This is a genomic window from Clostridiales bacterium (genome assembly GCA_018333995.1).
GTDB lineage: Bacteria > Actinomycetota > Coriobacteriia > Anaerosomatales > SLCP01 > JAGXSG01.
Window position 1 is genome coordinate 1 of sequence record JAGXSG010000016.1, and the last position, 16,982, is coordinate 16,982.

Sequence of the window (16,982 nt, forward strand, 5' to 3'; positions counted from 1 at the left end):
CGAAAACGCCGAAGCCTTGCGCGACGTTTGTCACAGAGCCTGCGTCAACGTCTGCTTGCGTGATGGTGTAGGCGGCCGTGAAGGTGATCTGCGCGCCGGGGGCGAGGACGTCGGGGTCGCCCGGGACGTCTGCGCGGCTCGTCGCGGCCTTGTCGTCTGTGACGGTGAATGGGCCCATCAAGGTCACGTTGCCTGAGTTGGTGAGCGTGTAGGTGTAGGCGATGACGTCGCCGGCCGCGTCATAGGTGGCAGGCGCCGCGGACTTCACGAGCGCAAGTTCAGGGTTCTGAAGCGCGTTACCAAAGTCCTTGTCCCACAGCTTGGTCCCGTTCACAACCGTGAAGCTGCCAACAGGCGCGACCGTCTGGAACCATCCGGGCTGTAAGACCTCGGCCAGGGTGTACGAGCCTGGCAAGGGGTTCAAGAACGCGTACTTCCCAGTAGAGTCCGTGATCGTCGATGCGTAGAGCGCGCCGCCGCGGGACAACTCGATACGCCAGCCCCCAAGACCGGACTCGCCAACGTCCTTGACGCCGTCAGCATTCAGGTCTTGGAACTTCATCCCATTGATGAGGGCGCTGTAGGTGAACGTGTTCGTCTTGTCTGCATTCAGGGTCTCGGACATCGTCTCACTACCGAGCAGGATTTCGATCCCACCGTAGGTGGCGTACCAGTCCACGCGCGTGATGGTCGAGCCTTTGGGAAGGGTCACCGATCCTGCGTACTTCGTCGCAGCCCCAGCCACGAGAGGCACATCGGGCCTCGGGCTGCTGGAGCCACTCAGCCAGTAACGGGCGAAGAAGGTTGCGCCCGCGGGAGCGCCCGAGTATGTGAGCTCGAATGTCTTGACCACCGTCTCAGGGGCGGGTTTGAAGCAGAAGCTCACGTGGCTGAGCCCATACGGCCTGTTGTTCTGCGTGTTGATCGGAGCCTGCAGGCCGGTGTCCCACGTCGCCCCTCCGAGAGGCACGTAGTCGTACAGGTTGGCGTCGGGGCCACCCTTGGCGACCACCTTATAGACGATAATTCCGCTCGCGGACCAATCAAACGACGTGCTCGACGCGTTCGAAATGGTCACTGTGCCGCCACCGGGCACCGCATACACGCCGTTCGTAGGCGCTCTGTCGATCTTGAACTCGGTGTAGCCCTCGGATGGAGAGATACTGCTACATGTGGGATTGCCCTCAAGGAATATCGCGGTCACGCCTCGACCGCTCGTCTGGCTGTTACTCGCGATCCGCACGGTGCCGCCGGTCGCACCGCCCCCGGTCGATGTCGAGGTCGAGGCGATTCGGGATCCATCCGTGGCTTCTAATACGCTATCGCCATCAGAGTTCGCGGAATCGGCTTCGGCGCCCACGTCGTCACTGTCCGTCAGACCCTCTGTCTCGCCCGCGATGTCGACCGGTGCGTCATCACCGGCGACCGGTGCGTCATCACCGGCGACAGACGCCGTCGCCACTACTGATTCGCCGACGTCAGCGGATGTCTCGGGTGGCGGCGCCGCCTCCCCGGCATACGACACGGGCGGCGACGCACCGGCACCCGTGAACATTATGGAAATCACGAGAATCAGATATGTCTTGAACACCCTGTGTAGCAAAGAGTTGCTACGCACCATACGCGACATGGTTTCCAACCCCTCTTCTCAGTGACACCGGACCCCTGCCTGACCGCTTTCGAAAAGGACTGAAAACGACAGATCTAATGGGCCGGTCTCACCACTGGCTCCCCGCCGCCCTGCTCGGTGACCGACATGATGTCGGCGACGGATCTTAGCCTCCCTGATGATTCGGGCACAGCCCGAACCATCACGATGGGGTTTTCAACGGGTGTCGTGCTCGGGCTACCTTCTTCAGCGTATACCCGCAGTCCGAGGAAGACACTGGTGAGCGCCATCGTTCATTCGTATGAACTCGGGTTGGCGCGGTGTTCAGGCAGTCGCGTCAGCGCGTGTCCGGGTCACGGCGTTTACGTTGCACCGGTGGTCGGCAGAACTCTACAAGGGCGCGTTTGAGCACCTCATCCATGGTATTCACCGGGATGATCGCCAACTCATCACGAATATGTTGTGGAACCAGTTCGAGGTCGCGCTCGTTCTCTTTAGGTATCAGCACGGTTGCCAGTCCTGCCCGGTGTGCCGCGAGAAGTTTCTCTTTGAGGCCGCCGATGGGCAGGACCCGGCCCCTCAGCGTGATCTCACCGGTCATGGCGATGTCCCGCCGCACCGGGCACCCCATCAGAACGGACGCGAGAGAAACCGCCATGGTGATCCCCGCCGACGGCCCGTCTTTGGGAATCGCCGCCGCCGGCACGTGGATGTGCATGTCGCACTTCTCGGCGAAATCCTGATCGATGCCGAGCGCCTCGGCCCGCGTCCGGATGTAGGAAACCGCGGCTTGCGCCGACTCGCGCATCACGTCGCCGAGGTGCCCAGTCATCAAGAGCGATCCTTTGCCGGGCATCTTGGTCGCCTCGATCGTGATGACATCGCCGCCGGCCTCCGTCCACACCAGGCCCGTCGCGGCTCCGATCTCATCTTTCTCCTCGGCGAGGCCGTACGAGAACTTCGGGGGACCTAGATACTTGTGGGCGGTCCGCCCGGTGACGCGTGTCTTGCCCCTTTTGCCCTCAACAACCTTGCGGGCGACTTGGCGGCACACCATCGCGGCCGTTCGCTCCAGGTTGCGAACTCCCGCTTCGCGGGTGTAACGGCGGACGATCTCTCGAAGCGCGTCTTCGGTGAACTCAAGCTTGCCAGGTGTCAGACCGTGCTCCCTGATCTGTTTGGGCACCAGGTACGCCTCGGCGATGTGGAGCTTCTCGTCTTCTGTGTAGCCGGGGAAGTGAATGACCTCCATGCGGTCGCGCAGGGCGGGCGGAATCGGGTCTAGGAGATTGGCGGTGGTGATGAACATGACATTGGAGAGGTCGAACGGCGCCTCGAGGTAGTGGTCTTGGAACGCGTAGTTTTGCTCAGGATCGAGCACCTCGAGCAGTGCGGAGGTTGGGTCGCCACGGAAATCCATCCCGACCTTGTCGATCTCGTCCATCATGAAGACAGGGTTGCTGGTGCCCGCCTGGTTGATCGACTGGATAATGCGGCCGGGAAGCGCGCCCACATAGGTGCGGCGATGCCCACGTATCTCGGCCTCGTCACGCACCCCGCCAAGCGATATCCGGATGAACTCGCGCCCAAGCGAGCGCGCAATCGATTTGCCGATCGAGGTCTTGCCCACACCTGGCGGACCGACGAAGCATAGAATCGGTCCGCGCATCTTGTCAGTGAGCTTGTGCACGGCAAGGTATTCGAGGACGCGTTCCTTAACCTTCTCGAGACCGTAATGGTCCTCGTCGAGGATCTTTTGCGCGTCAATCAAATCGAGCTTCTCTGTGGACTCGACACGCCACGGCAGCCCAATCAGCCAGTCGAGGTACGTGCGGATGACGCTCGTCTCGGCGGCCGCCGGCGGCATCTTCTCAAGACGTCCAAGCTCCTTTAGAGCCTTCTCCTCGACCGCATCCGGCATGCCCGATGCGGCGATCCTTTCCCGGTACTCGTCAACCTCGGCCTGAATCTCGTCAAGATGACCGAGTTCCTGTTGAATCGCTTTTAGCTGCTCGCGCAAGAAGTACTCCCGCTGCGTCTTGGTCATCGACTCCTTTACTCGATCCTGGATCTTCGAGCCAAGCTCGAGGATCTCGAGCTCCTTTTTCAGAAACACCGAAGCCGTCTCGAGTCGCTTCCGAGGGTCTGCCGCCTCGAGGATCTGCTGTTTCTCGCCAACTTTCAGGTTCAAGTGGAAAACGATGAAGTCCGCGAGCCTTCCGGGCTCCTCAATGGCCGAGGCGGCCATGAGCACTTCTTGCGGAATCGGCTTGCCGAGGTCAGTCGCGCGCTCAAAATCATTCACGATCGCACGCATGAGCGCGTGCGTCTCGAAATCAGCCTCCGTCTCCTCCTCGATCACCTCGACACGCACGAGGAAGTGCGGCTCCGTCTGAAGGTACTCCAGGATACGTATCCGCTGCTGGCCCTCGACGAGCGCTTTGGCGGTGCCGTCGGGCAGCTTCAGCTCTTGCAGGATGGTCGAGACGCACCCTATCTCGTAGATGTCACCAACTCCCGGATCAGGCGTCTCGGCCTCCTTCTGCGTGACGAGGGCCACGAGATGGTCACCGCGCAGTGCCTCCTCGAGCGCCAGCATCGATCGCTCTCTGCCCACGAAGAGCGGGACGACGAGATTCGGGAAGAGTACGAGGTCCCGCAAGGGTATGAGCGGAAGTACCTCGGGAATGCTGTTGGTCTGGCTACTCTGGGGCATCTCGGCGTGGTTCCCTTCTCTTGTCGCCGTGCGATAATCATTCTGCCCTATTCACCCTGGCGATACACGCGCCGGTCACTGTGGCGGACAGGGCGTACGTGTGGAGACTAGGTGTGAGGAGCACCCTTTGGCTCTGACCCACGTAATCGGCAGACCGCCAACCAAGCGGCTTGCACTTGCGGCCGTGGCGTGTCTCACCGCGGCCCTCATTGGCCTGCCTGGAAGTAGTGTGGTACACGCCGCGCCTGAGAGCGCGACCATCGACGTGCATGTGTCGGCGAACGCGATATCAGTACCCTCCGACGGGGCATTCTCGGTTGCCGTCTCATCGTTCGTGAAGGTGCCCACACCATACTTCGAGGTCCGCTTTCAACTACGGCGGCCAGACGGGCGGCTCCTCTTCCAACGCACAGAGGTGCGAAACAACGTCGAAGCCGGAACGGTCGACGTCGTGTTCGAGCGAACCCTCGACGACCTTTCACTCCGGCCGGCGGCGTATCCGTACGAGATACGCGTGCGAACCGAGACCGGCGAGCCTCGGGAGCAGACGATCGAAGGCGCCCTGCTCGTGCATGCGCGTGAGCCCGAGGTAACACCATTTGCCCTCGTCGTCCGCGTGAATCCCGTCCCCCTGTTCGATCCCGAGGGCCGGTTCGTGTCAAGCCCCCACGAAACAGACGGCGCGCGACAAGCGGTCGAAACGCTTGCGGCCGCGGTGCTTTCCGATCCCCGGCTGTCCGTTTCGCTTCTCATGCCACCAGTGGTGCTCGACGAGTGGTCCCAGATCGCAGACGGCTTTCAGATCGCCGGACCGGCAGGCATAACCGACGTGGGCGCTGACGAGGCTGCGCCCCTCCAGTACCGTCAGTCACTCGACGATCTCAAAGCGGCGCTCGCAACCGGTCGACTCGAACTTCTCAACGTCCCCTACGCCGACCCGGATCTCGCGGGACTGATCGAAATGCGCTCCTTGCACGACCTCGGCACGCACTACTCTCGCGCCCAATCGACGGTTCTTGCCACTACCGAGACGAGCCCTTCTGCCGGATCCGCGACCTCATCGCTGTACGCAAGCGAAACGGTGCTGGATGTCTTGGCTGGCCGAGGCATCGAGTACGTGCTGCTCGACCCGGATAGCCTGCGCGCGCACGACGCTAGCGCGACCCCGGGAGTGTGGAGTCTTCGGGGATCGGCACTCAAAGCGCTCGCGGTCGACACTGTCGCGCGCGAGCTGATCGCCTCACGCGACGCCACTGCCGCCATCGAGCACATCTTCTCGCGCTCGGTGTCATCTGAGCCGAGCGTCCCGGTGGTCGCCGTACACGACGCGGGAACCGGATCTCCCGCCGGGATCGTGGCGGCGCTCGATCTCGTTCGCGCGATGGCTAGCGTTCCGTGGGCGCAACCGGTGACAGCGGCTGAAGCCGCGCTTGCGCCACCGAGCGGCACAGCGGCCCCGATTGCGCAGCATCCGGCCGACGACGCTCCACCGGGGTACTGGGATGAGGTCGCTCAAGCCCGGCGATACGCCCACGCGCTCGAAAGCGCGGTCGGCACGAACGACCCCGACGCCCAGGCGGTCGCAAGAGCGTCACTCATCGCGCAAAGCAGGAGTTGGGCGGGACCCGATGGCCGGTGGAGTCTTGCTGACCGTGGCCGCGCCTTCTCGGCCACCGCTGTTCGCCAAGCGCGAAGTCTCCTCGAACAGGTAAGCGTGACAACACGGGACGTGACCCTCTCCGGTCCGCGGGGGCGTATCCCGCTTAGCATCACGAACGGATCGGACAAGACCCTGACCGTCACCCTCAAGCTCTTCGGCGAGGGGATGCACTTCGGAAGCGGCGCGTCCGAGAGGATCACATTGCGTCCGCAAGAGAGCTACCATACCGTTCCCGTTGACTTGCAGTCGTCACTGAGCGGCAGGTTCACCGTGGAGATCTGGGCATCGGAGGTTATGCTCACGCAGACGACAGCGACCGTGCGAGCATCGTACCTCGACAGACTCGCCGTTATCGGCGGGGTTGCGCTCGTACTCATCGGACTCCTCTACTTCATCCGGCGCAAAACACGCGAACTCGGGGACGTACCGTAGTTGAGAGCGTGGATTCTCCACACGATCACCGTGTCCCGGACGGGACGAAACGCTAGCGTTCCCTATACCATTGGGCATACTGTGACGAAGCCCGGCATATGATCGACCCGAGGATGCGCCCATGAAGACCGTCGTACTCGACACCAACGTGCTACTAGCCGATCCAAACGCACTGCTCGCATTCCCGGATGCCGAGGTCGTGATCCCTGAAACGGTCTTGAGCGAACTCGATAAGCTCAAAACCTCACGAGTCGATCCTGACCTGCGCTTCCGCGGCCGTGAGGTGAGCCGAATTCTTTTCGAGCTCTCCGAGCAGGGCAACCTCATCGAGGGTGTCGACCTTCCCGACGGTGGCACGCTGCGAGTGGTTCCGCTCGACACGGACGCTGAGATTCCTGACGGACTGACCGTTCGCAACTCCGATGACCGAATCCTGGCCGTCACGGTCCAACTGAGCCAAGCGGGCTCTCCGGACGGCATCAGGCTCGTGACCAACGACCTCAACATGCTCCTCAAAGCGCAAACGTACGGCGTCGAGGTCGAACGTCACTCAGATGGACCAGACGGCGGTTTCGCGAAGCGATTCATCATCCGCCCGTTCCAGCGGTACCGGATACCTCTTGGCATCCTCGCTACCTCGGTCGCGATTTTCGCAGCCATCGTGTTTGTGTCGGTGTGGGGCCCCGGCACGCGGGCACCGTTAGCTGGCACCCTCCCCGCCGAGTTCCGCGACCAGCTTCCAGTCAGTCAACAACGCATCCTCGACTACTTGATCGCGCTTGACCAGAACGAAACGGATCTCGACACGCGGCTCTCACTCGCAAACCTCTACTTCGACCTCCTCGTGAACACCGGGGACATCGGCTACGCGACTCTCGCGATACGCCACTACGAGCGCTATTTGGAGATTCGCCCAGAGAACTCCGAGGTGCGAGTAAACTACTCCGTCGCACTGTTCCGCGCTGGAAGCACCGACCGGGCGATCCAGGAGAGCGTGCGCATCCTGGAGCATGAGCCGAACCACGTGCTCGCGAACTACTATCTCGGCCTGTACTACTGGCGGGGCCGTCAGGACTTCCCGCTCGCCGCGAGTCAGTTCAGCAAGGTGATCACCCTAACTGGCAACGGAGACGAGCGGGCGCAGACGATCAACCGTGACGCGGCCGCCGCGCTCGAGCAGGTACGAGTCGACGCCGAGGCCGCGGGCGAACCGCTTCCCGAGGGGGGGACGTTTTAGCATGCACTCCGTCGACATCGCCATCATCGGTGCTGGTCCCGCCGGTCTGACCGCTGCCCTCTACGCCGCCCGCGCACGGGCGCGCACCGTTGTATTCGAGCGAGGGATCCCGGGTGGACAGATCATCACGACCGATTGGGTGGAGAACTATCCGGGTTTTCCCAAGGGGCTCTCCGGACAAGAGCTCGGTGACCTTATGCTGGCCCAGGCCGAGGAGTTTGGTGCCGAGGTCAAGCCGTTCACCCCTGTCTCGTCGCTCCGGGGCGAAGGCCTCGATTTCGTCGTGTCGACCGAGGACGGAGAGGAATATCTAGCGAAGGCCGTCGTCATCGCGACCGGAGCCGTGCCAAAGAAGCTCGGGGTTCCCGGAGAGGCCGAATACACCGGGCGCGGAGTGTCGTGGTGCGCGACGTGTGACGGCGCGCTCTACCGGGACAAGACCGTCGCGGTGGTGGGCGGCGGAAACGCGGCGGTGGAAGAGGCGCTGTTCCTCACCAAGTTCGCTTCCCGCGTCTACCTCATCCATAGGCGAGGAGAACTGCGCGCGACCAAGTGTATCCAGGAGCGCTGCTTTGATAACAAGAAGATTGAGATGAAGTGGAGCCGTGTGGTCGATGCCATCGAAGGCGACGGCTCGCGAGTCACGGCCGTACGTCTTTCGCCCGCCGAAGGCGGCGTTGCCGAGCGACTTGAACTCGACGGCGTGTTTGTCTTCGTCGGAGTCGATCCGGTCAACTCGATCGTGAGTGACCTCGTCGAGCTCAACGAAAGCGGGTACGTCAAGATCGATCACGACGGCCGCACCGGGTGGCCGGGACTGTTCGCGGCAGGCGACGTGACTGACTCCGAGCTCAAACAGGTGATCACCGCGGCCGCGAAGGGCGCGTCGGCTGCGTTCGAGGCGCTGCGGTACGTCGATGATAAGGTATGCTCCATCTAGAGTGCATCGCCGAAAGGAGTCAGGGATATGGGAGACACGCTAATCCAGGTGACCGACGCAAGCTTCGAGCAAGACATCGTAAACGCGGCCACGCCGGCCGTACTCGATTTCTGGGCACCGTGGTGCGGCCCGTGCCGCATGATGGAACCCGTGCTTAAAGAGCTCGCCGAGGAGTACGCTGGAAAGCTCGTTGTGGGCAAGCTCAACGTCGACGAGAACCCCACAACCGCGAGCACATTTGAGATTCTGTCGATCCCCACCCTCCTCATCTTCAAGGACGGCGCTGTCGTCAAGAAGCTCGTTGGAGCGATGCCTAAGAAGAAGCTCGCGGAGGAGCTCGCCCCCTTGCTCGGATAGCGTGCGACGCTGCGCCGGCCTCGAGCCATGTTCGTACGTCGCGCCCGTCCCACCTTCTTCGTCACCGGCTCATCGAAGGGCGGTAGGTCACCATTTGCCAGACCGGAATACATATCGGACAGTTGAAGCTCATGATCGCGCAGGCAGATGAGACGGTCGCGCTCGCGCAAAAGTGGCTCGAGCAAATTCACCACCTGGCGGATCACGCCGACCTCGCTGCCGAAAGCGCTCTGGTAGCGCAATCAACTGTGCTTCTCGGTGAAGCGCGGTCCAAGCTTGAAAGCGCGATTGAGGATCTTGAGTCGGAAACCGGCGGCTCAACGGTAAGACGCGTCTAGCCGCTCGCTTCACGCCCGCACGCCGGACACGCCTGCATCGTCAGCGGCTTCTCCAGGCCGCTCGATGCGAGTAACGCCGCGTCAGCGAACACCTCTCGCGTCGGACCGTCAGCCCTCACCGCGCCGTCACTCATCACCACCGTTCTCTCGCACAGCTCGAGCGCCAGGTCGAGATCGTGGGTCGCAATGATTTTTGTGTGCTCGAACGTCGCGAGCAGATCGATGAGGCGACGCCGCGCTCGCGGATCGAGGTTCGACGACGGTTCGTCCATCACGAGAGCGCTCGGACACATCGCAAGTACCGTCGCAATGGCCACGGCGCGCTTCTCTCCTCCTGAGAGGCGGTACGGCGGCCGATCAGCCAGGTGCGACGCGCCCACACGTGCGAGCGCGTCGGCCACTCGCGTCGCGACCTCCTCCGGCGGCATGCCGAGGTTCATCGGCCCAAATCCAACATCTTCACGCACGCTCGGCATGAATAGCTGGTCGTCTGGATCTTGGAAGACCATCCCGATATTGCGGCGAATCTCTTGGACGGTCGACCGCGTGACCGGTGCCTCACCGACGCGGACACTGCCTGTAGCGGGAAACAAGAACCCCATGAGATGCATGAGCAGCGTGGACTTGCCTGCACCGTTCGCGCCCACGAGCGCGATCGACTCCCCGTGGGTGACGCGCATCGTTACCCCGCAGAGCGCCGCCGTACCGTCGGGGTAGCGATAGTGAACGTCCGTGATCTCGATGCTGTGGTGGCTCATCCAATCACCCGCGTCACCAGCGTGCCCACGAGTAGCGGCACGTCAACGATTCGCATCGTGACAAATAGCGTCGACCATCCCGCGAAAAAGAATGCGTCCCCGCGGCGGAATCGCAAGACGTGCATCGTACGGATTTCGCCATCGAAGCCGCGAGCACGCATCGCCTGGTAGACCCTCTGAGCGCGAGCATACGTCCTGAGTAGAAGGTGGCCGAGAATCTGCACGTAGACGCCTAACCCCATGCCAGCGCCGTCGAAGGAGCGAAGCGCCCTGGCGCGCGACATGCGCATCGTCTCTTCGCCGAGGACAAAGAGGTACCGGTAGAGAAAGAGCAGCTGCGTCACGAGCACGTCGGGAACGCGCATCTTCCCAAGAGCCATGCACACGCCCGCGAAACTGGTGGTGGCGATGAGCACGAGAGCCGCGAGTGTCGTGAGGAGGAAGCGAACGACGATGGATGCGTAGGACACCCAGCCGCCCGTCACCCCGAGGTCTCCGATGTATAGCAGGACCTCGCGGTCGAAGACTGGATTGAACGCGCCCACGAAGAGCGCGAACGGCGCGACAGCAGCGAGTTTGCGCAAGAGAAATCCGGCCGGAAGGTCAGCCTCGGCCATCAGAACCACCGGATAAAGGGCGAATGGCGCCATCGCGATCAACGCGTAACGGTCGAACGACACAACGCACACGAGGAACACCAAGGTGGTCAAGACCTTTGCGCGGGGGTCAATACGGTGAACGGCCGACTTTCCGTAGGAGAGCCTGTCGAGGCGCCCGAGGTCGTAGAGTCCATTTTCGAGAGTAGACATCGCGGGCACCTACACCAGACCATGGCCGGTGGTCGTGGCGGCGAACTTGCCGTGTTTGACCCCCTTCGTCCCAATCAGTTCAGACGCGAGCTGACCGATCCGGCGCGCCTGTCCTCTGAGCACCACCACCTCGAGACAGTGGTGAGCGTCGAGATGAATGTGAAGGGTCGACACGATCTCATCATGGTGATTGTGTTGGCGTTCCGTCAGTCTGTCGGCGAGATCGGTTGAGTGGTGGTCGTAGACGAGCGTGACGGTTCCCACCGCCTCTTCCTCGCCCGCCGTCCACTGCTCCTCAACGAGCGCCCCGCGAATGAGGTCGCGAACCGCCTCAGACCGGTTGACGTAACCCTTCTTGGCAATGAGAGCATCGAAACTGTCGAGCAGGCGCGCATCCGCCGATACACCAAATCTGACCACTCCCGACACGGTTCCTCCTTGTAATTCGTTCCGAATCGCTTGACGCAGACGGGTTCGGTGCTTATCTTTGGCGCAAGCGTAACACGAGTTCCCAACTCGTGGCACGACTTGGCCCTTCGCCGCCACCGGCACCGCGACGAACGAGCAGGAGACACCTATGCATATGGCAGACGCGCTTATATCCCCGGCTGTAGGCGGGTTGATGTGGGGAGCTACCGCGGTCACCACGGTGTATTGCGCGCGGAAGGTTCGGGAAGAGATCGACGAGGCGGCTGTGCCACTCATGGGCGTCACAGGCGCGTTCATCTTCGCCGCACAGATGCTCAACTTCTCGATTCCCGGCACGGGATCGAGCGGTCACCTCGGGGGCGGTCTCATTCTTGCGGCACTTCTCGGTCCGCACGCCGCGTTCCTGGTGATGCTCTCGGTGCTTGTAGTGCAGGCACTGTTCTTCGCGGATGGAGGCCTGCTCGCCCTCGGAGCGAGCTCTTTTAACCTCGGATTCTTTCCCGCGTTTGTAGCGTTTCCCTTCATCTACCGGGCAATCGTAGGTAACAAGCCCACTCCACGCCGCGTGCTCGTCGGAAGTGTCGCCGGCGCGGTCGTGGGGTTGCAGCTCGGGGCGTTTGGCGTGGTTGCGCAGACCACGCTTTCCGGCGTGAGCGAACTGCCCTTCACGGCGTTCATGCTCATGATGCAGCCGATCCACCTCGCCATCGGAGTGGTCGAGGGACTTATCACCGCCGGGGTGATCACGTTCGTGCTGCGAACGCAGCCTGACATCTTGAGCCGGGTAACGTCGGGCCGCCCGCTTGCGGGGATCGTGGCGCGCCCGGTCCTGACGGTCCTGCTCGGCGCGGCGCTCGTCTCCGGAACCGCACTCGCGTGGTTCGCCTCGGCCGATCCCGATGGACTTGACTGGGCGATTGAGCGGGTCGCCGGTACCACCGAAATCACGGGTGCCGCCGCCGATGCCCACGAAGCGGCAGCGGGCGTGCAGGCACGAACGTCCTTCTTGCCCGATTACGGTTTCCCCACGGCCAACGAGGATGACGGCGACGGGGCGTGGCCCGCAGTCGATGCGGGAACGTCGACTGCGGGAATCGTTGGAGGAGTTATCACCCTCGGCGTGACGGCGCTCATAGGCGTCATGCTCAGACGGCGTCCGAAGGGCCGTACACAACCCGCACCGGACACTGTCTGACACGCTCCTGCCGCGGGTTGCTGTTACAATCGGCATGTGAAGCACGTACGCGCAGACTCCCGGCATGCGTCAAGCCCCGCTCGCGAGGCTCCGACGTTCTTCGAGTGCCCGCAGTGCGGCTTTCTCACCCCTGACGCCCGATTCGGTGCCGATGAGATCGTGTGTCCGACGTGCGGCGCGCACGGCGACGGCCGACGCACATTCCCACCGGAAAGACTGCGCCGTCTTGACGCTCGTATCCGCTCTTACCATGACGATGAAGAGCACGAGATCGTCGTCATCTTGGTCGAGACGTTCCTCGAGTCGATTCTCGAAGACATCATCGACCGCATCCTCAAGGCGCGCGGCGCGGACGTGACCGTCCGGGAGGTCGTTCTCGATGGCCAGCGGGCGATCGGAGCACGCATCGGCCGCCTTTTCCCGCATCTGACCGGTGAAGAGTTCGAAGAGGCCGCGGCAGAGCTCGGCTACCGGGAGTTCCCGCAGCGGTGGCGCAAGCTGCGCGCCGCACGCAACGCGTTCATCCACGACTCGCCATTCCGTGGCACGCAGGAATCGCTTAGCGCTGATGACGCCGCAACCGCCATGGAGCTGCTCGACCAGGCGTACGAGCTGTTCGTCCTGATCAACAACCGCTTCGTTGCGTCAGCGGAACAAACGTCCCCGTTTTGCGATCGCGCGTGACCACACCTCCCGATTACCAACCGTGATCACGTTGCTCATACACGTCCGCGGCGTCGTACAGGGTGTCGGATTCCGGCCGTTCGTGTACGGACTCGCAACACGTCTCGGTCTGACCGGCTGGGTTCTCAACGCTTCAGACGGTGTCCACTGTCTGATCCAAGGTGACGCGGAAACTACCTCCCGCTTCCTCCACGCGCTTCGCGAGGAAGTACCGCCGATAGCGTTCATAGACTCGGTCGATACCGAGGAGGTGGAGCACGAACGACTCACCGGATTTGAGATTCGGAAGTCCACAGTAAAAGAGGGAGCGATGACGCTCGTCTCCCCCGATATCGCCACGTGCCCGGCGTGTGTGGCCGAGATGAGCGATCCGTCAGACCGGCGCTTCAGGTACCCGTTCATCAACTGCACCAACTGCGGCCCCCGTTTCACCATCATCGACGACGTGCCCTACGACCGGCCTGCAACCGCGATGCGCGAGTTCGCAATGTGTCCCGCGTGCGCCGCGGAGTATAAAAACCCCGCTGACCGGCGCTTCCACGCCCAACCTGACGCGTGCTTTGTGTGCGGCCCGAGGCTCTACCTGCACGCTCCGGACGCTTCATCGGGATGGCGTTGGTCGCAGGATTTTGAGACTGACCCGCGGCCCCACCGCTCTATAGCCGCCGAGCGCGAGCGCTCTGACGCGATCATCGCGCACGCGGCCGCGCTCGTCGTGTCAGGTGGTATCCTCGCGATCAAAGGGCTCGGCGGTTTCCACCTCGCCTGCGACGCAACAAACGCCGACGCGGTCAAGTTGCTGCGCGAGCGCAAGTTCCGGTGGGGCAAGCCGCTTGCGATCATGGTGCCGGACCTTACTATGGCGCGCGAGATGGCCGACATTGACACTGTTGAGGCGGGGCTTCTAAAAGGCACGGTTCGCCCAATCGTGCTTCTTCGCAGGCGCGCCGAACGGATCGTCGGCGACCCCCCGCACATCGCTTCGGACGTGGTCGGCGACCTGCCCGATATCGGCATCATGCTCCCGTACACACCGGTGCACCACTTGCTGCTCGAAGCGTGCGGCCGCCCGCTCGTGATGACATCGGGCAACCTCACCGACGAGCCAATCGCGACCGGCAACGCCGAGGCGCTCGACAGACTTTCCGCGATCGCCGACGGTTTCCTTCTGCACGACCGCTCGATACGCTCGCGCTACGACGACTCGGTTGTGCGCAGCGTTGCAGGCATGGCGCAGCCCCTTCGCCGGGCCCGCGGATACGCGCCCCATCCGCTCTCAGTGCCGTTCTCGGCGGACGAAGCAATCCTCGCGACAGGGCCGGAGCAGAAGAACACCTTCGCGCTGCTCACCGGCGACCAGGTGTTTGTATCGCAGCACATCGGCGACATGGAAAACGTGGCCGCGCTCGAGCATTTCCACGACACCCTTGCGCTCTACAAGCGGCTCTTCCGCGTCGCCCCCGCGCTCGTCGCCCACGACATGCATCCTGAGTACCTCACAACCAAGTTCGCCCTGACACTCGACCTGCCAAGCATCGCCGTGCAACATCATCACGCCCACATCGCCGGTGTGGCCGCCGAGCACGGCGTGAGCGATCCAGTCATCGGAGTGGCGTTCGATGGCACCGGCTACGGGGCGGACGGCCATATCTGGGGCGGTGAGGTGCTGATCAGCACGTGGGGCGGATTCGAACGAGTGGCGCACCTCCGCGAGGTCCCGATGCCCGGAGGGGCGGCGGCGATCCGGCGCCCGGCTCGCATGGCCCTCGGCACGCTTCTCGGTCTGGATCCGGCGCTCCTCGGCCATCCGGGGGCCGAACCATTGCTCTCGCGCCTCGCCGATGGTGAGGAGGCGACCGTGCGCCGCATGATCACACGTTCGCTCAACTGCCCCCTCACCTCTTCGATGGGGCGCCTGTTCGACGCGGTCTCCGCGCTCGCAGGCATACGCGACAACGCGCGTTACGAGGGTGAGGCCGCGATAGAACTGGAGGCCGCGCTCGACCCGCAAGCCGAGGGGGCGTACGAGTTTGCGCTTGTCGGCTCAGGACCGCTCATCATCGACTCCGCGCCGGTGATAGTGTCGGTGCTCGACGACATCGCACGCGGCACGCCCGCCGCCACGATATCGGCACGCTTCCACCGTGCCGTCGCGCGCTGTATAGTCACAACTGCCGCCGATGTCGCGAAACATGCCGGGACGAGAACCGTCTCCCTTGCGGGGGGCGTGTTCCTCAACCGTTTCGTGCTCGAAGCGGCGATGCGAGACCTTGGCCGAGCCGACTTTACCGCTCTTACCCACGAGCGGCTGCCGGTGAGCGACGGCTCAGTCTCGTATGGGCAAGCCGTGGTCGCCTGGGCCAGACGGCATGAAGTGTAGGGCCGATCGGGACCGAACCAGTTTCTCGTAAGGAGGACGTCGACTATGTGTCTTGCCATTCCCGCTCAGGTACGCTCGCTCGGTGCAAACAACATGGCGGAGGTCGAGATCATGGGGGTGACTCGTCATGTGAGTCTCGACCTGATCCCCGGCGCCGCTGTTGGCGACCACGTGCTCGTGCACGCGGGCTTCGCCATCCAGGTGGTGGACGAAGAGTTCGCAAACGAGACGATCGAGCTGCTCAAGCAGCTCGACATCTATCAGATCGGTGAGGCCGAGTAACATGGACCTCACTGGATTCCGTGACCCGGCACTCGCAACCGGACTCATCGACACGATAGCGGCCACCGTTGATCGCCCGATCTCGATCATGGAGGTGTGCGGCACCCACACCGTCGCGGTCGCGAAGCACGGGCTCCGCGGCGTGATGCCCGAGCGGCTGCGGCTACTCTCCGGACCCGGATGCCCGGTCTGTGTGACGTCCAACGCCGACATAGATCTCGCGATCGAGTTCGCACGTCAACCCGGCGTGATAGTGGCGACCTTCGGAGACATGATGAAGGTGCCCGGCTCACGTTCATCGCTCGCGCGCGAGAAGGCGGACGGGCGCGACGTGCGCATCGTCTACTCGCCGCTCGACGCCCTAGCGCTCGCCGGGCGCGAACCGGATCGGCATGTCGTCTTCATCGGCGTGGGCTTCGAAACAACGATACCGCTTATCGCCGCCGCCATTGAACGCGCCGCGGCGGCCGATATTGCGAATTTCAGCGTCTTTTCGGCGCACAAGACGGTACCCAAGGCGCTCCGCGCGCTCGTCGACGATCCCGATGTCGCGGTCGACGGCTTCATCCTCCCCGGACATGTCTCCGCGATCATCGGCATCGAGCCCTACCGATTCCTCGCCGAGGAGTACGGGGTCGCGAGTGTGATCACGGGGTTCGAACCGGTCGATGTCTTGCAGGGTATCTGGATGCTCGCGGCCCAGCTCGCAGAGGGGCGCGCGGACGTCGAGATCGCATACACACGCGGCGTGCCCGCACAGGGCAATCCTATCGCCATCGCGCACATCGAACGCGTTTTCGAGCCGAGCGACGCGGAGTGGCGCGGGATCGGCGTGATCCCCGGTACGGGCTTGTCGATCCGCTCTTCCCATGAGCGGTTCGACGCGATGGTTCGTGTGCCAGTCGAACCCGAGCCGCCCCGAGAGACCCCCGGTTGTCAGTGCGGCGAGGTCCTGCGGGGAGTGACGCTCCCGTTCGAGTGCCGACTCTACGCCAAAGCGTGCACGCCGGAACATCCGGTGGGACCGTGCATGGTCTCCTCGGAAGGATCGTGCGCGGCGTACTATCGATACACGGACCACGGCAAGTCGTAAGAGCGACACGAGACCTGCCCACGCCGCGATATCGCGGCAGGGTACCCATCGATACTTTGAGGA

General features: G+C 63.1%; 15 protein-coding genes. 10 read left to right on the forward strand and 5 right to left on the reverse strand.

Translation table 11 applies throughout. The features are described from left to right. Together KGZ40_04675 and lon are read right to left on the reverse strand one after the other, a co-directional pair. Window positions 1-1,630, reverse strand: a 1,630-nt coding sequence (locus KGZ40_04675) for a hypothetical protein (GenBank protein ID MBS3956803.1), incomplete at its 3' end; no start/stop codon positions are given. Window positions 1,631-1,946: 316 nt separating this feature from the next. Continuing rightward, complete coding sequence (lon, locus tag KGZ40_04680; GenBank protein ID MBS3956804.1) at window positions 1,947-4,325, reverse strand: endopeptidase La; 2,379 nt, start codon at window positions 4,323-4,325, stop codon at window positions 1,947-1,949. 127 nt (window positions 4,326-4,452) lie between these two features. On the opposite strand from lon, the gene KGZ40_04685 reads away from it, so the two are divergent. The 5 genes from KGZ40_04685 to KGZ40_04705 all read left to right on the forward strand — a co-directional run bounded on the left by KGZ40_04685 (window position 4,453) and on the right by KGZ40_04705 (window position 9,289). After that, window positions 4,453-6,417, forward strand: coding sequence for a hypothetical protein (locus KGZ40_04685; protein MBS3956805.1), 1,965 nt, complete (start codon window positions 4,453-4,455; stop codon window positions 6,415-6,417). Between the two features lie 121 nt (window positions 6,418-6,538). Further along, complete coding sequence (locus KGZ40_04690) at window positions 6,539-7,654, forward strand: hypothetical protein (GenBank protein MBS3956806.1); 1,116 nt, start codon at window positions 6,539-6,541, stop codon at window positions 7,652-7,654. Window position 7,655: 1 nt separating this feature from the next. Then, window positions 7,656-8,594, forward strand: a complete 939-nt coding sequence (gene trxB / locus KGZ40_04695; protein ID MBS3956807.1) for a thioredoxin-disulfide reductase — start codon at window positions 7,656-7,658, stop codon at window positions 8,592-8,594. A gap of 27 nt (window positions 8,595-8,621) precedes the next feature. Further along, window positions 8,622-8,951, forward strand: a complete 330-nt coding sequence (gene trxA / locus KGZ40_04700; GenBank protein ID MBS3956808.1) for a thioredoxin — start codon at window positions 8,622-8,624, stop codon at window positions 8,949-8,951. Between the two features lie 131 nt (window positions 8,952-9,082). Continuing rightward, complete coding sequence (locus KGZ40_04705; protein MBS3956809.1) at window positions 9,083-9,289, forward strand: hypothetical protein; 207 nt, start codon at window positions 9,083-9,085, stop codon at window positions 9,287-9,289. Here the strand turns inward: KGZ40_04705 and KGZ40_04710 are convergent. From KGZ40_04710 to nikR, 3 genes are read right to left on the reverse strand one after another with little or no spacing between them, the layout of a single operon-like run. Further along, a complete protein-coding gene (locus tag KGZ40_04710) occupies window positions 9,286-10,047 on the reverse strand; it encodes an ABC transporter ATP-binding protein (protein MBS3956810.1) in 762 nt (253 codons plus the stop codon). The two genes, KGZ40_04705 and KGZ40_04710, sit on opposite strands and share 4 nt — an antisense overlap. After that, window positions 10,044-10,856, reverse strand: coding sequence for a cobalt ECF transporter T component CbiQ (gene cbiQ, locus KGZ40_04715; GenBank protein ID MBS3956811.1), 813 nt, complete (start codon window positions 10,854-10,856; stop codon window positions 10,044-10,046). Before cbiQ ends, KGZ40_04710 begins: the two co-directional genes overlap by 4 nt. A gap of 9 nt (window positions 10,857-10,865) precedes the next feature. Then, a complete protein-coding gene (gene nikR / locus KGZ40_04720; protein ID MBS3956812.1) occupies window positions 10,866-11,285 on the reverse strand; it encodes a nickel-responsive transcriptional regulator NikR in 420 nt (139 codons plus the stop codon). A gap of 148 nt (window positions 11,286-11,433) precedes the next feature. On the opposite strand from nikR, the gene KGZ40_04725 reads away from it, so the two are divergent. The 5 genes from KGZ40_04725 to hypD are packed head-to-tail and all read left to right on the forward strand — an operon-like array spanning window position 11,434 to window position 16,919. Further along, window positions 11,434-12,480 carry an energy-coupling factor ABC transporter permease gene (locus KGZ40_04725; protein MBS3956813.1) on the forward strand — a complete coding sequence of 349 codons (1,047 nt, stop codon included), beginning with the start codon at window positions 11,434-11,436 and terminating at the stop codon, window positions 12,478-12,480. A 36-nt stretch (window positions 12,481-12,516) separates the two neighbouring features. Then, window positions 12,517-13,164, forward strand: coding sequence for a hypothetical protein (locus KGZ40_04730; GenBank protein MBS3956814.1), 648 nt, complete (start codon window positions 12,517-12,519; stop codon window positions 13,162-13,164). Window positions 13,165-13,186: 22 nt separating this feature from the next. Continuing rightward, entirely contained in the window at window positions 13,187-15,544 is a 2,358-nt protein-coding gene (gene hypF, locus KGZ40_04735; GenBank protein MBS3956815.1) for a carbamoyltransferase HypF, read from the forward strand. Between the two features lie 45 nt (window positions 15,545-15,589). Further along, complete coding sequence (locus KGZ40_04740) at window positions 15,590-15,826, forward strand: HypC/HybG/HupF family hydrogenase formation chaperone (GenBank protein MBS3956816.1); 237 nt, start codon at window positions 15,590-15,592, stop codon at window positions 15,824-15,826. A 1-nt stretch (window position 15,827) separates the two neighbouring features. Next, complete coding sequence (gene hypD / locus KGZ40_04745; protein ID MBS3956817.1) at window positions 15,828-16,919, forward strand: hydrogenase formation protein HypD; 1,092 nt, start codon at window positions 15,828-15,830, stop codon at window positions 16,917-16,919. Window positions 16,920-16,982: the final 63 nt, after the last annotated feature.

Coding starts and splice junctions, on each gene's coding strand:
- lon (MBS3956804.1), bottom strand. CDS start 4,325: ATGCCCCAGAGTAGCCAGACCAACAGCATTCCCGAGGTACTTCCGCTC.
- KGZ40_04690 (MBS3956806.1), top strand. CDS start 6,539: ATGAAGACCGTCGTACTCGACACCAACGTGCTACTAGCCGATCCAAAC.
- trxB (MBS3956807.1), top strand. CDS start 7,656: ATGCACTCCGTCGACATCGCCATCATCGGTGCTGGTCCCGCCGGTCTG.
- trxA (MBS3956808.1), top strand. CDS start 8,622: ATGGGAGACACGCTAATCCAGGTGACCGACGCAAGCTTCGAGCAAGAC.
- KGZ40_04705 (MBS3956809.1), top strand. CDS start 9,083: ATGATCGCGCAGGCAGATGAGACGGTCGCGCTCGCGCAAAAGTGGCTC.
- KGZ40_04710 (MBS3956810.1), bottom strand. CDS start 10,047: ATGAGCCACCACAGCATCGAGATCACGGACGTTCACTATCGCTACCCC.
- cbiQ (MBS3956811.1), bottom strand. CDS start 10,856: ATGTCTACTCTCGAAAATGGACTCTACGACCTCGGGCGCCTCGACAGG.
- KGZ40_04725 (MBS3956813.1), top strand. CDS start 11,434: ATGCATATGGCAGACGCGCTTATATCCCCGGCTGTAGGCGGGTTGATG.
- KGZ40_04740 (MBS3956816.1), top strand. CDS start 15,590: ATGTGTCTTGCCATTCCCGCTCAGGTACGCTCGCTCGGTGCAAACAAC.
- hypD (MBS3956817.1), top strand. CDS start 15,828: ATGGACCTCACTGGATTCCGTGACCCGGCACTCGCAACCGGACTCATC.